The following is a 13,811-nucleotide window of genomic DNA, read 5'->3' as shown; positions in this document are numbered from 1 at the left end:
CCCTTGGGAGCGTGTCTCATGTGGGGTGGGCCAGCGTCGAAGAGTTCCCGCGGCGCCTGGCGGGACACGCCGGCTGGCGGCGGTCAGGGCGTCAGGACGGCCTTGACGCACTCGTCCTCCTTGTTGAGGAAGGTCTCGAAGGCGGAGGGCGCATCGTCAAGGCCCATGCGATGGGTGATGACGAAGCTCGGGTCGAGCTGATCGGCCTGGATGCGTTCGAGTAGCGGCTTGGTGTACCGCTGAACGTGGCACTGCCCCGCCCGCAGGGTCAGCCCACGATTCATCAGTGACCCCATCGGGAACTTGTCGACGAAGCCGCCGTACACGCCGATGACGGAGACCGTTCCGCCGTTGCGGCAGTTGCGGATCGCCTGCCGCAGCGCGAAGGGGCGGTCGCTTTCCTCGCCGGGCCGTCCTCGACGACCTCGGCGTCCCACTCGACGTGAGTCCCCGCCGGACCCTTGGCCTTCCAGTGCGAATGCCCGTCGACAACCCGCACCGAGTCCAGGTGGTACATGAATCTCGGCAGCCGCTCGAAGTCATGCCAAGCCTCGTAGAGCTCCGTCGGAGACCGCCGGATGGTGGCGTTCGCCGTCGCATGCACCGGGTGCCTGGACCCGGCTGTCCTGCGTTCCGCCTCGGTCATGGCGGCCTGCTTTCTGGCGGCGATCACATCCAGCGCCGTGCAGCCGACGACCGCCGCGGTGGCGACGCTCAGCCGGGTCGCGCTCCGAGGATGGAAGCGGTACCGGCTCAACGCGAGCCCGAGCGCCGAGAGATCCAGCACGTCTCCCGCGACCCGACCCCACAGCGCGCGTTCCGGGCATCTGCTCACGAAAACCCCGACCCCGGCCGAGACCTCCCGAACCCCGAACAACCGCAGAACAGACCGGTTCGTGGCCGAGTCGTCGACGCCAAGCGTTCTGGCCAGCGAGTGCGGAGCGCCGATCTCGGTGGCGCCGAGACCCAGACTGAACCAACCGAGGGCGGTGCGGAGGAACTCCGCACCGGGCCGTCCAACCCGGCTGAGCCGTTCGCCAGGCTCGCGGCGCTCGCTGTCGCCGGGCCGCTCGACCGGGCCGAACCGCCTGGATCGCCCGTCGTCGTGCGGCAGCCGAGTACTCATGATCTCTCCTGCCTGTCTGGCCGGCGTCAGGGGCCTGCCTACGTCCCGGTGACGTCCGGCGGAACGTGCCGCCTCGCCAAGGGCTGCTCCCCCGCCGGGGAGCGGAGCGTGTGCACGCCGATCGCGCCGGCCCGACGCACCGCACCGGGCCCGTGGGGCATCCGGTTGGAGCGCTCGCTGGTGAATGTTCATCCCGCGGTGGGCGCTTTAACGCGAAGCGAAACCGGACCGTGCAGATCTTCGCCCATGTTGAGCGGCGTCCGGGTCGGGAACGAGGGCGTTCGCCGTTGCGACCTCGCGGCCTGGACGTGGCGTTCTCACCCCGGGCCGCGTGCGTGTGGGCGGTCCCACATTGGGATCCCGTGCCTACCGTCCACAAAACGTGGCGGCTCCGATCGACCCGGCGGCCCCATGGCGCGAGGCGGAGACGGGCGGTCGATGCTTCACACCTTCCTCGCCCGAAGAATATGGTGAAGCCAGACATCTCGGCGTCATGCCCGTACAGGTGAGCCGTCACGCGATAATGATTCGCGTCATGTTTATCGGCGGGGCGCGATCCTGCCCAAAGTTTGGGGTGTCACCGGTAGGGAAGGGCAGCCAGCGGTGAACCCGCGGGTAGCACCCGTTGGGCCGATATCGGGCGGCGTGGCCGGCTTCGTCTGACTGGCTCAGCCAGGACATCTCTAGCCGGGATGGTTTGGACGGCCCGTGGTGGCTCGTTCGACTTCTGACCGTTTCCGCTCGCTCCTAGCTTAGGAGCAGGTTCATGGCCAAGGCAGTAGGTATCGACCTGGGCACGACCAACTCGGTGATCGCCGCGTGGGAGGGTGGTGAAGCCAGGGTCATCCCGAACTCCGAGGGATCGCGGACGACTCCGTCCGTGGTCGCGTTCACGGAGAGCGGGGAGCGGCTCGTCGGTCAGTTAGCCAGGCGGCAGTCGATCCTCAACCCGAAGGGCACGATCTCCTCGGCGAAGCGGTTCGTCGGGCGGCACTACGACGAGATCAGCGAGGAAAGTAAGGCGGTCGCCTTCGACGTCGTGCCCGGCCCCAGCGGCTCCGTCCGCTTCAAGGTACGGGACAAGCTCTATTCGCCGGAGGAGATCAGCGCGCTGGTGCTGCGCAAGCTCGCCGACGACGCCGCCAAGCAGCTCGGCGAGAAGGTCACCGAAGCGGTCATCACGGTGCCCGCCTACTTCAACGACGCGCAGCGCACCGCCACCCGGGACGCTGGCCGCATCGCCGGCCTGGAGGTGCTGCGGATCATCAACGAGCCGACCGCGGCCGCGCTGGCCTACGGGCTGGACAAGAAGCAGCACGAGACCGTGCTCGTGTTCGACCTCGGCGGCGGCACGTTCGACGTGAGCGTCCTCGACGTCGGCGACGGGGTGGTCGAGGTGCGCTCGACCGCCGGCGACAGCCACCTGGGCGGGGACGACTTCGACCGCCGGCTGGTCGACCACCTGGCCGACGACTTCCAGCGTGACCGGGGCATCGACCTGCGTGCGGATCCACAGGCGCTGCAGCGACTCTTCGAAGCCGCAGAGAAGGCGAAGGTCGAGCTGAGCTCGGTGACCCAGACCCAGGTCAACCTGCCGTTCATCACCGCGGACGCGTCCGGGCCGACGCACCTGACGACCACGGTCATGCGCTCGACGTTCGAGCAGATCACCGCCGATCTGCTGGATCGGACCATGGGACCGGTGAACCAGGCAACGGAGGACGCCAAGGTCACCCCGGACGACCTGGACGAGGTGATCCTGGTCGGCGGCGCCACCCGGATGCCGGCGGTGCAGACGCTGGTCCGGCGGCTGACCGGCGGCAAGGAACCGAACATGAGCGTCAACCCGGACGAGGTGGTGGCGCTCGGGGCCTCGATCCAGGCAGGGGTACTCAAGGGCGAGGTCAAGGACGTGCTGCTGCTCGACGTCACCCCGCTGTCGCTCGGCCTGGAAACCCGCGGTGGCGTGATGACGAAGATCGTCGAGCGGAACACCACGATCCCGGTTCGGCGATCGGAGGTGTTCACCACCGCGGAGGACAACCAGTCCGCTGTCGACGTGGTCGTGCTGCAGGGCGAGCGGGAACGCGCCGCGGACAACCGGGTGCTTGGCCGCTTCCGGCTGGAGAACATCCGGCCGGCCCCGCGCGGCGAGCCCCAGATCGAGGTCACCTTCGACATCGATGCCAATGGCATCCTCAACGTCACCGCGCGGGACAAGGACACCGGAGCCGAGCAGAAGATCACCATCACGGAAAGCTCGACACTCGACAAGAGCGAGGTCGAGCAGATGATCAGCGAGGCCGAACGGCACCGGAATGAGGACGAGGCGCTGCGCGCCGCGATCGACGCCCGCAACGAACTCGACTCGGTCGCCTATCAGGTCGAGCGCCGGTTGGCGGACCTCGGTGACGCCGCGCCGGCGCACGAGAAGGCCCGCGCCGAGATGCTCATCACCGACGCTCGGCAGGCCGTCAAGGACGAAGCGCCGCTCGACCGGGTCCGGTCACTCAGCTCGGATCTCCAGCAGCTCTACCACGCGTTGGCGAGCGTCCAGCCGGGCGGAGGTGGCCAGCCGGGTCCCGACGGCCCGGCCGGCGGCGGGCAGCCGCCGTCGAGCGGCCCGGATGACGTCATCGACGCCGATTTCGACCGGAGCTGAGCGTCGGAGCGGGCGAGCAGAGCGGTCCCGCGAGGCGAACGGGCGAACGGGAGCGGTGAGCGAGCGAGCGGAGGACTGAGCGATGACGTCTGCCCGTCGGCCATCACCAGAAACCGGGGATGATCATCCGCGTGGGAACCGGCCCGTGGGCGCGGACCAGTCGGCGGCGGCCACCGATCGGCCGGTAAGCGAGACGCGGCCTGGTCGCGGCGAGCAGCCGGCCAGGGTGGAGCAGCCGGCCGGAGCCGACCCGCGAGACGAGCCGGCGGCGCTCGCCGCGCGGATCGAGGAGCTCACGGCCCGCTGGCGCCAGGCCCTCGCGGACCTCGACAACCAGCGCAAGTGGTGCGCCCGGGAGGTGGAACGGGAACGGGAGGCCGCGCGCACGGGGGCGGCCACGGCCTGGCTACCGGTGCTCGACCACCTCGAGCTCGCGCTGGCGCATGCCGGGGCCGATCCGGACTCGATCCTGACCGGCGTCCGGGCCGTGCGCGACCAGGCGGTCGACGTGCTGGCCCGGCTCGGCTACCCCCGCCATGACGAGGTAGGCGTGCCCTTCGACCCGGCCAGGCATGACGTGGTGAGCGTCGTCGACGAGCCGGGCAAGCCGCCGGGCACGGTGGTCGCCGTCGTCCGGCCCGGCTACGGCGACGCCGGACGGCAGCTGCGCCCGGTAGGCGTGGCCGTCAGCAAGCCCACGGAGTGACGCCGTGGCCCGGGACTACTACGAGGCTCTCGGCGTCAGCCGCGCGGCGACCACGGAGGAGATCCAGCAGGCCTACCGGAAGCTCGCCCGCCGCTACCACCCGGACGTGAACAAGGATCCGGCGGCTGAGGAGCGCTTCAAGGAGATCAACGACGCCTATCAGGTGCTGTCGGACCCGAAGACCCGTGGCCGGTACGACCGGTTCGGGCCGGACTTCCGGCGCATACCCGAGGACTACGAGGAACGGATGGCCGCGGGCGTCGGTGCCGGCTTCGGGGGCGCCGGTGCCGGGCGCGGGGGCTCGGGTCAGCGGGTCCGGGTGACGCCGGGCTTCGAGGCGGGCTTCGGCGGTGGCGGCGGCTTCGAGGACCTGTTCGGAGACCTCTTCGGGGCGGGTCGCGGCGCACGTGGGGCGACCGGTCCGATTCCCGGCGCCGATCAGGAGGCCGAGCTGGCGCTGAGCGTCGAGGAGGCGTACCGGGGCGGCCGCCGTCAGGTCACCCTCGCTGGCCCCGAGGGCGCGCGGGGCTACACCGTGACCATCCCGCCCGGAGTGATGGACGGGCAGCGGATCCGGCTGGTCGGGCAGGGCGGGCGTGCCACCGGCGATGGCCCGGCCGGGGATCTGTACCTGCGGGTGCGAATCGTGCCGCACCCGCGATATCGGCTGTCCGGGCGGGACATCCACCTCACCGTGGCTGTCTCGCCCTGGGAGGCGGCGCTCGGTGCGACCGTCCCCGTCGCCACTCCGGGCGGCGAGGTCAAGGTGCACGTCCCGGCAGGCTCGTCGTCCGGCCGGCGGCTGCGCCTGCGCGGTGAGGGCATGCCCAACCCGAGGGGCTCCCCTGGTGACCTCTATGCCGAGGTCAGCGTGATGGTCCCGGCGAAGCTGACCGACCGCGAACGCGCGCTGTTCGAAGAACTGGCGGCGATCTCCACGTTCGACCCGAGGACGTAGACGCAGGACATGACCAGAACGCGATCGAGACCCGGTGGCCGGACGCGACCACGGCGGTGACCCACGGCGGGACCTGGTCCGGGCAACGGTAAGGAGGCGAAGATGAGCACCCGTTCCCAGCCGCAGGGTGGGGCGTCCCGGCCCGAGGCCTCCCGCCGCTACCCACTGACGCCGGTCCGCCGCCCGCGCCGCGGCACCGTAGGCGCGAGAAGCGAGGCCCCACGGTTCGGCGTCGCCACCTGGCTCACCCTGGAGACGGTCGCCGACCGGGCCGGGCTGCATCCCGAACTGGTCCGCCGGTTCGCCGCGCTCAGCCTGCTGGACACGTCCCGCGACGCCGCCGGCACGCTGTGGTTCCCGCCGGACACTCCGGCGACGATCGCCCGGATCCAGCGGCTACGGGCCGGTCTCTGCCTGAACTACGCCGCCATCGGCCTCGTGCTCGATCTGCTCGACCGCATCGACGCGCTGGAATCCGCCCTCGGGGGCAGCACGGCCCCGCGGGTGCGGTCGGCGCTGGAAGCCAGCCGGGAAGCCAGCAACGCGAGGAGCGGACGACTATGGACATGAACCGCCTGACCCAGAAGTCCCAGGAGGCGCTGGCCGCGGCCCAGGCCAAGGCGACCGCGCTCGGGCACACCGAGGTCGACGGCGAGCACCTGCTGGCCGCCCTGCTGGCGGCGCCCGACGGGCTGATTCCACGGCTGCTCAACGAGGCCGGGGCCGATGTCGCCGCCCTCAGCACGCAGCTGGAGGCCGACCTGGCCCGGCGCCCGAAGGTGACCGGTCCAGGAGCCGCGCCCGGGCAGGTGTTCGTGACCCAGCGGTTGGCCCGGCTGCTGGACGCGGCCGAACGCGAGGCGGGGCGGCTGAAGGACGAGTACGTGTCGGTGGAGCACCTGCTGCTCGCGTTGACCGAGGAGGGCACCGCCACCGCCGCCGGCCAGCGGCTGCATGAGCATGGCGTCACCAGAGAGTCCTTCCTGGCCGCGCTCACCCGGATCCGCGGCCACCAGCGGGTCACCTCCGCAACCCCGGAGGCCGCCTACGAGGCGCTGGAGAAGTACGGCCGGGACCTCGTCGAGCTGGCCCGGACCGGCAGTCTCGACCCGGTCATCGGCCGGGACACGGAGATCCGCCGAGTGATCCAGATCCTCAGCCGCAAGTCGAAGAACAACCCGGTGCTGCTGGGGGATCCGGGCGTCGGGAAGACCGCGATCGTGGAGGGCCTGGCTCAGCGGATCGTCCGCCGGGACGTGCCGGAGGGCCTGCGCGACAAGACCGTCTTCGCGTTGGACCTGAGCTCGCTGGTGGCGGGAGCGAAGTACCGCGGCGAGTTCGAGGAACGGCTCAAGGCCGTGCTGACCGAGGTGAAGGCCGCCGAGGGGCGGGTCCTGCTGTTCGTCGACGAGCTGCACACCGTGGTCGGCGCCGGCGCCGCCGAGGGGGCCATGGACGCCGGGAACATGCTCAAGCCGATGCTCGCCCGCGGCGAGCTGCACATGATCGGCGCGACCACGCTGGACGAGTACCGCAAGCGCGTCGAGTCCGACGCCGCGTTGGAACGGCGATTCCAACCGGTGATGGTGGACGAGCCGAGMGTGGAGGACACCATCTCGATCCTGCGCGGACTGCGCGAGCGGTTCGAGGTCTTCCACGGAGTGAAGATCCAGGACCGCGCGCTCGTCGCCGCGGCGACGTTGAGCCACCGCTACATCACCGACCGGTTCCTGCCCGACAAGGCGATCGACCTGGTCGACGAGGCCTGCGCCCGGCTACGGACCGAGATCGACTCGATGCCCGCCGAGCTGGACGAGACCAGCCGCCGGGTGACCCGGCTGGAGATCGAGGAGGCGGCCCTGGCCAAGGAGACCGACCCGGCCAGCCAGGCGCGACTGGATCAGCTGCGCCGGGAGCTCGCCGACGTGCGCGCCGAGGCGGACGCGATGCGCGCCCAATGGGAGGCCGAACGCCAGGCGATCCGCCGAGTCCAGGAGCTGCGCGGGGAGCTCGAACGCGTCCGCCGCGAAGCCGAGGAGGCCGAACGGGCCTACGACCTCGAGCGGGCCGCCGAACTGCGCTACGGCCGGCTGGGCGAGCTGGAACGGCGCCTTGCCACCGAGGAGGAACAGCTCGCCGCCAAGCAGGGCGAGCACCGGCTGCTGCGCGAGGTCGTCACCGAGGACGAGATCGCCGAGATCGTCGCGGTCTGGACCGGTATCCCGGTCACCCGGCTCAAGGAAACCGAGCGGGACAAGCTGCTGCGGCTGGACGAGATCCTCCGGGAACGAGTCGTCGGCCAGGACGAGGCCGTCACGCTCGTCGCCGACGCGATCATCCGGGCCCGGTCCGGGATCCGGGACCCCCGCCGGCCCATCGGCTCCTTCGTGTTCCTCGGCCCGACCGGTGTCGGGAAGACGGAGCTGGCGAAGACCCTGGCAGTGGCGCTCTTCGACACCGAGGAGCACATGATCCGCCTCGACATGAGCGAATACCAGGAGCGGCACACCGTCAGCCGGCTGGTCGGCGCTCCCCCCGGCTACGTGGGATACGAGGAAGGCGGCCAGCTCACCGAGGCCGTCCGGCGCAAGCCCTACTCGGTGGTGCTCTTCGACGAGATCGAGAAGGCGCACGCGGATGTGTTCAACGTCCTGCTGCAGATCCTGGATGACGGCCGGATCACCGACGCCCAGGGGCATCGGGTCGACTTCCGCAACACCGTCATCATCATGACCTCGAACATCGGCTCGCAGTACCTGCTCGACGGGGTGGACGCGAACGGCCAGATCAGGCCCGAGGCCGAGGCCCGGGTGATGGCGGAGCTGCGGGGGCACTTCCGCCCGGAGTTCCTCAACCGGATCGACGACATCGTCCTGTTCCGGCCGCTGGCCCTGCCGCAGATCGAGCGGATCGTCGGCCTGCAGTTCGAGGAGCTGCGCCACCGGCTCGCCGAACGGCAGATCAGCCTGGAGCTGGCCGAGGCCGGCCGCCGGCTGATCGCCGAGAAGGGATTCGATCCGGTGTTCGGCGCCCGCCCGCTACGCCGATACATCTCCCACGAGGTCGAAACCCAGGTCGGGCGTGCGCTCATCCGCGGCGAGGTCTCCGAAGGCGGTGTCGTGCGCATCGACGCCCACGACGGGGAGCTGGTCGTGAACTACGAGAAGGCCCCCGCCCGCCACGGCCTCGCCGCCTGAGCTTGTCGTTCGACTTGTCCGTCTCTGGGGCGCGCGGCGGTTGTCCCGTTCTGATCTCGCCGACTGGTTGGTGGGCTGCGCGTCGCCGAAGCGGTTCGGATGCTGGCACACAGGGTCCACCGCGCACAAACCTCTGACCTGGTCAAATGGATTTGCGTTGTCCGGGAGCGGAGAGAATCGAGGCTCCGTCTGCGCAGGTAGCGGGCACCGATGCCCTTGGTCGTACATTGCCGGGCTTCCGGAACGAACCCCTCCGTCCCGTGGACCCGGAGCGGCCGGCGTCTGGGACGTGTACGGATCACTCGGCGGGCAATGCCGATTCTAGATAGAGGTATGTCCACGCTGAAGCGGATGCGAGACGGCGGTGCGGGTCACCGCGTACCGGCCTCGCATCACGGGAAGATCGGGGGATGCTAAACATGCCGGTCATGGGCGTCAGTAGGTTCGAACGGTTTTTCCGGACCGCCGCGGGACTGGACGTCGACAAGAACGACCTGAAGCGGCACAACGAGTTCGTCAACGACAAGTTGTACGACCTGCTGGTGATCGCGCGGGCGACGGCGAAGGCGAATCTTCGTGATGTTATCGAGCCATGGGATCTACCGATCACCAAGGGCCTTCAGGAGAGCATCCACCGCTTCCGGAGTCTCGATGAGGAGATCGAGCTGAGCCCCATCCTGGAGCAGATCGCCGCCCGGCCTCCGCTCGAGATCGCCCTGAGCGAGGACACATCCGCCCGGCTGCCTCTCATCGCCGGTGGGCTGAGCCTCGCGCTCGCCGAGGCCTTCACGATCCTGGAGCCGGACGTGCGCAACCCTGGTACCGAGGAGTGGGCCCGAGCCAGCCGGATTTTCAATCTGCTCCTGTAGAAGGGAAGTTTCGGAGGAGCGCGCTGGGCTGGTGACCTCGCACGGCTTTGTTGCGTGGCGGGGCACAGCGGTCGGGCCATCCGCTCAGGCATGATCGAGTAGTGCATCGTCGGCGTGTACGACCTGTGGTTCCGGCCTCGGAGTTTGCCGGGTTCCGCTTCCCGCCCGACGTGATCGTTCTGGGTGTCCGCTGGTACCTACCGTTCGCCCTGTCGTACCGCGACGTCGAGGAACTGCTGGCCGAACGCGGCCTCGACGTCGATCACGTCACGATCTTCCGGTGGGTGCAGCGGTTCACGCCGCTGTTGATCGACGCGGCCCGGCCATGCCGCCACAGCCCGATCAGCCGCGCCGGCCCGGGTCGATCCATGCCTAGAGGCTTCCTGTCGGTGGGGAGCCGCAAGCCGACGGTGATCTTTGCCAGATCGCGGTGGCGCTCATGAACGGCGATCAGCTCTCGGATCTCCGCCAAGGCGAAATCCGCCGCGCCCTCGTTGGCGGTGCAGGCCGCACCCACCGCTCGATCTTCTCATCCGGCGGAGGATTAACGATCTTGGCGTTGCGGATCGCGTTGAGCTGGCTGACGCTGTACCCGCACCGCTCAGCGAGCTGCGGATCGGTTAGACCCGCGCTGTTGCGCAGCCGACCCAGGATCGCGCACATCTCCCTGACAGCCAGACTCGGCTCACTCGCCGCCATAGGAACCCCCGTTCCTGTTCCGGTGCACTTCCGGTACCGGAACCACCGGACAGTCTGCCCCAATGGTGAACAAAGCCGATCGTTCCGGTCACATTCCGGCACAACGAAAACCCCAGTTTGGACGCCCCACCGTCAGGACTGTCGCCGATCCGAGCGACTGGACTGAAGGAGCGCCGGATGTACACCGACCCGATGACAGCCAAGATCCTCGTAGCGGCGTTGTGCGTCACCGCGTCCGTCTGCGTGGCGCTGGTCGCCGGCTACCTGGAGCGGCGCGCCGGCGCCCACCCGGCGAACGCGGTCCTGCGCGGCGGGACCGCGTTCGCCGGCGCTCTCGCGTTGAAGATCCTGGTCCTCACCGCGCTCGGCGCCCTATGACCTCGAGCCTCGCTCGTAACCGGYCATCGTCACCCGCGAGCTCACAAGCCGCCCGCCCTCTCGTCTGCCAGTCACACTGGTAGGCAGCAGCGCGTCAACCTAGTGGTCGAGATTCTGGTCCGCGATCACGCGTAGTCGATCAACCCGGCGCCGACAGCCACCGGCCAGGGCGTTTGTCGACATTGAATTTCGACGCGGGTTATCGACGCCGCGCGAAGGCTCTATGGGTGGCCGCCCGCCGGTGTCGACAGACGACCGTTTACCGACAAGATCCCGGGATCAAGCGGCTACGCTGAGCTACTTTCCCCTGACTGCACGCTCGACGCCCTCGACGACGACGTCCGCGAGGTGCGGCAGCACGACCCAAGGCCAAGGAGGTCACACCAGCCCGATGATCGCAGTCAGCCGTCAACTTTTGATCAACCTGGCGTCGCTTCAACCACAAGATCGGCGCCAGATCCCGTTGCCACTTACGAAGCCACACGCCCATCGATGAGTTTCGCGGGGGTCAAACGTCTAAGTGATCGTGAGTGTCCGCACGATGCGCTGGGCAGCAGGAGGATCAGGACCATGAACTCGATGGCACGCCGGATGTTCGAGCTGGTCGAGCCGATCGGTGTCATCCCCTACGCAGCCGACGAACCCAATGAGGCGATGTTCGCCCTGGGGTTCACCAACTACTGGGATACCTACTTCGCCGGACGGGCGGCGCCTCTGGGTCTCGTCCCGGCGGAGGTGGTGGACGCGCTCTTCTACAACTTCGCTCCCGGCGAGGTCGCCCGCCACATCCCGAAGGTGTGGGACACGACCACGCCCGAAGCGGCGATCGCCGCTCGTCAGATGGGTTGCGTGAAGGCGTTGCGGCGGATCCTCGGCGATCACGTCGACTCGCCCGCCTTCGCACGGGCCGCCGAACTGTTGCTGCGGGCTGCGACCAGCGCACCGTTCGAGGGCCGGCCCATGTACGCCGCGCTGCGCGCGATCCCGATCCCCGATGACGTGGTGGCTCGTCTCTTCCATGCAGCTTCCATGCTGCGCGAGCACCGTGGCGACGGGCACATCGCCGCCCTGATGATCGAAGGTGTCGGCGGCCTGGAGGCTCACGTCCTCCACGCCCTCGGCATAGGCATGCCCGCGGAGAAGTTCGGACGGATCCACCACCTCCCCCCAGCGCAGCTCGCCGCCGTGATCGACGGGATGCGCGCTCGCAACCTGATCGGAGATGACGGTTGGCTGAGCGAAACGGGCCGCGCCATCAAGCAGCGGGTCGAGGCGCTCACCGACGACCTCGCCGCGAAACCGTACGAGAGCCTCGGGCCCGACGAGCTCGACGAGCTCGTGACCACCCTCGAACCGCTCGCCACACTGCTACTCGCCGACCAGCACTGGTAGACGGAGCGTAGCCACCAGGACGCGGATAGGGCGCGGCGGCGGGAAGCCGGCCGGGTGGCGCCTAGATCATCGCTACCGCCAACGGCCGTACGGCCAGTCCCCCAGCCAGTTCTCAGCCGCGGACGATCACAGCTCGCGCCAGCCGTCCCAAGCACACGTCAAGAGGCTGCATGCGACCCGCGAGCGGCTCGGTGCCGTCCCACCAGGTGATCGCGGCTATCTCGTCGTTAGGGGTGAATCGGTCGCTCGATGCGGCGTGTCCGGCGTACACCGCCGCATACTCGACGCGCTGCTCGGGCCCCAGGAGGAACTGCGCGAAGCCGGCGAAGATCAGCTGCTCGACCCGACAGCCGGATTCCTCGTGTAGCTCGCGTACCGCCGCCTGCCGCGCTGTTTCACCTGGGTCGATGCTCCCTCCTGGCAGCTCCCAGCACTGTCGATGACGGTCGAACACCAGCGGGGCCGACCGGCTGTTGTAACCGTCACGGAGCTGACTTAGAACGCTGATGAGCGACTGGCCGCGCAATGCGTCAATCTCATCAAAAAACAGAACCAACGGGCGAGGACACACCTGCGCCCACGCGGTCAGCCCCGTACCAAGCCGGGTCGCCGCCGGCGCGTCCGGCCACGCCGGCGGCCGCAGCTCCTCCGGCAGCTGCCACCGCGCAGCTTCCTTGATCCGCTCAAGAATGCCGAGGGTGGGGCACCGTAGTCGTCACCGGCCGCCCTGGCAGCCTCACACGAGAACATCACCGCCGCATAGCGGCCCTGGGCCGTCAACTCGCTCGCGAGTGCACGCAGCGCAGTCGTCTTCCCGTCTGACGAGGCGCATGCACGACGAAGTACGCCTTGAGATCCACAAGCCGAGGCGCCTCCGGCAACCGGGACAACGCCGGGATCATGAAATGGTCCGCCGGCAGACACGGCCCAGCCGTGTTAAACCGACGACCCATCAACCCCGCCCTCCAGACCCGGCGAGCAGCGACTGCTCCGCGCACCACCCCACGCGTGATCGATGATCTAGCGCCCGGACACGGCACCGCGGTCAACGGACCTCGGTCAATGCGGCTGGCCTGGTCAGACCTGTCAGACCTCACCTGCGGGTTGCGGATCCAGGCCTGCCACCGCCGTACCACGTGGGTCCTCGGATGCCCAGCTGTTCAAGGCTACTCAGAGAGGCCTGCCATGAACATCGACGATCCCCTCGACCCACCGACGGATCCCGCCGCACGCTCCGCCTACCTCCGGCAGCGAGCCGAGCTCGCACACCTACGCACGCAAAGACTGACGACGACGATCAGCCGGACCACCAACCAATCGGACCCGGCAATCCGCAGCCAGGTCAAGGCGATCCTCGCACCGCCACCCACCGAACGCCTCGAGATGCTCATGGACGAGCCCGCCGTCTTCACCAACGCCCACCTGATCACCGAGTGACGGACAAAACCCGCCCCGCCCCCGCCTCCAGCTCTCCGGGATGCACGGCATGYCCGCCGAACACCAGGTCCACCACGCCATCGTCGGAGGAGCCGACACACGCATCCAGGACACTCCCACGTCACTGGCGACCTGGACATCGGGCCGGACCCGGACACTCCCCCTGGCGCTCTCGCCAGGCAGCGGGAGGGACTGTCGGGACCGCCGTGTCGTGATGGTCGCTCCGCTGGTCCTCACTCGGCGAAATTGGTCGCCGCGGGGAGTGCTTCAAGATCGGTGTTTCCGGCCCGACACGCCGGGCCTCGGGTCCGGCGGGATGGGCACTGTGAGTGATGACATCGGGTGATATGACCCCTCGCAGGAAAGATCGGGATGTGGGGCGGCAGC

12 protein-coding genes and 3 pseudogenes are annotated in these 13,811 nt (G+C 69.1%); 10 read left to right on the top strand and 5 right to left on the bottom strand.

Features of this window, described 5'->3' with window-relative positions; all coding sequences use genetic code 11:
* Positions 1 to 83 precede the first annotated feature (83 nt).
* Both BCD49_RS46730 and BCD49_RS39255 read right to left on the bottom strand, forming a co-directional pair.
* Positions 84 to 401 (bottom strand): annotated as a pseudogene (locus BCD49_RS46730) (glutathione-dependent formaldehyde dehydrogenase); the annotation flags it as partial.
* Entirely contained in the window at positions 284 to 1,126 is an 843-nt protein-coding gene (locus tag BCD49_RS39255; protein ID WP_007515408.1) for an SRPBCC family protein, read from the bottom strand. The gene BCD49_RS39255 and the pseudogene BCD49_RS46730, both read right to left, overlap by 118 nt.
* A gap of 766 nt (positions 1,127 to 1,892) precedes the next feature.
* Here BCD49_RS39255 and dnaK point away from each other — a divergent pair.
* From dnaK to BCD49_RS39220, 7 genes and pseudogenes are all read left to right on the top strand, one after another.
* The gene (dnaK, locus tag BCD49_RS39250) at positions 1,893 to 3,788 is read left to right on the top strand and encodes a molecular chaperone DnaK (RefSeq protein ID WP_007515409.1); all 1,896 of its coding nucleotides are present in this window, start codon (positions 1,893 to 1,895) and stop codon (positions 3,786 to 3,788) included.
* A gap of 82 nt (positions 3,789 to 3,870) precedes the next feature.
* Complete coding sequence (locus tag BCD49_RS39245) at positions 3,871 to 4,494, top strand: nucleotide exchange factor GrpE (protein WP_007515410.1); 624 nt, start codon at positions 3,871 to 3,873, stop codon at positions 4,492 to 4,494.
* Between the two features lie 4 nt (positions 4,495 to 4,498).
* On the top strand, positions 4,499 to 5,452 hold the full coding sequence (locus tag BCD49_RS39240) for a DnaJ C-terminal domain-containing protein (RefSeq protein ID WP_007515411.1): 954 nt from the start codon (positions 4,499 to 4,501) through the stop codon (positions 5,450 to 5,452).
* A gap of 102 nt (positions 5,453 to 5,554) precedes the next feature.
* Complete coding sequence (locus tag BCD49_RS39235; RefSeq protein ID WP_007515413.1) at positions 5,555 to 6,022, top strand: chaperone modulator CbpM; 468 nt, start codon at positions 5,555 to 5,557, stop codon at positions 6,020 to 6,022.
* Positions 6,013 to 8,649, top strand: coding sequence for an ATP-dependent chaperone ClpB (gene clpB / locus BCD49_RS39230; protein WP_071042525.1), 2,637 nt, complete (start codon positions 6,013 to 6,015; stop codon positions 8,647 to 8,649). Before BCD49_RS39235 ends, clpB begins: the two co-directional genes overlap by 10 nt.
* A gap of 419 nt (positions 8,650 to 9,068) precedes the next feature.
* Positions 9,069 to 9,518, top strand: coding sequence for a DUF1931 family protein (locus tag BCD49_RS39225; RefSeq protein ID WP_007515416.1), 450 nt, complete (start codon positions 9,069 to 9,071; stop codon positions 9,516 to 9,518).
* Positions 9,519 to 9,643: 125 nt separating this feature from the next.
* Positions 9,644 to 9,826, top strand: a pseudogene (locus tag BCD49_RS39220) (IS6 family transposase); the annotation flags it as partial.
* Here the strand turns inward: BCD49_RS39220 and BCD49_RS44565 are convergent.
* On the bottom strand, positions 9,781 to 10,035 hold the full coding sequence (locus BCD49_RS44565; RefSeq protein WP_198536191.1) for a hypothetical protein: 255 nt from the start codon (positions 10,033 to 10,035) through the stop codon (positions 9,781 to 9,783). The pseudogene BCD49_RS39220 and the gene BCD49_RS44565 overlap by 46 nt on opposite strands.
* Positions 10,036 to 10,394: 359 nt before the next feature.
* Here BCD49_RS44565 and BCD49_RS39215 point away from each other — a divergent pair, with 359 nt between their 5' ends.
* Together BCD49_RS39215 and BCD49_RS39210 are read left to right on the top strand one after the other, a co-directional pair.
* A complete protein-coding gene (locus BCD49_RS39215) occupies positions 10,395 to 10,595 on the top strand; it encodes a hypothetical protein (RefSeq protein WP_007515418.1) in 201 nt (66 codons plus the stop codon).
* 570 nt (positions 10,596 to 11,165) lie between these two features.
* Entirely contained in the window at positions 11,166 to 11,987 is an 822-nt protein-coding gene (locus BCD49_RS39210; protein WP_007515419.1) for an SCO6745 family protein, read from the top strand.
* Positions 11,988 to 12,099: 112 nt separating this feature from the next.
* Here BCD49_RS39210 and BCD49_RS39205 read toward each other — a convergent pair whose 3' ends face one another.
* Both BCD49_RS39205 and BCD49_RS46725 read right to left on the bottom strand, forming a co-directional pair.
* Positions 12,100 to 12,441, bottom strand: a complete 342-nt coding sequence (locus BCD49_RS39205) for an NUDIX hydrolase (protein WP_425343339.1) — start codon at positions 12,439 to 12,441, stop codon at positions 12,100 to 12,102.
* Positions 12,442 to 12,453: 12 nt separating this feature from the next.
* A pseudogene (locus BCD49_RS46725) lies at positions 12,454 to 12,940 on the bottom strand (ATP-binding protein); the annotation flags it as partial.
* 232 nt (positions 12,941 to 13,172) lie between these two features.
* On the opposite strand from BCD49_RS46725, the gene BCD49_RS39200 reads away from it, so the two are divergent.
* A complete protein-coding gene (locus BCD49_RS39200) occupies positions 13,173 to 13,424 on the top strand; it encodes a hypothetical protein (RefSeq protein WP_007515422.1) in 252 nt (83 codons plus the stop codon).
* Positions 13,425 to 13,811 lie beyond the last annotated feature (387 nt).

Source organism: Pseudofrankia sp. EUN1h, from assembly GCF_001854645.1.
GTDB classification, from domain to species: Bacteria; Actinomycetota; Actinomycetes; order Frankiales; family Frankiaceae; genus Pseudofrankia; species Pseudofrankia saprophytica.
The sequence above is the reverse complement of the archived record's forward strand: the minus strand, read 5'-3'. Positions and strand labels throughout refer to the sequence as shown.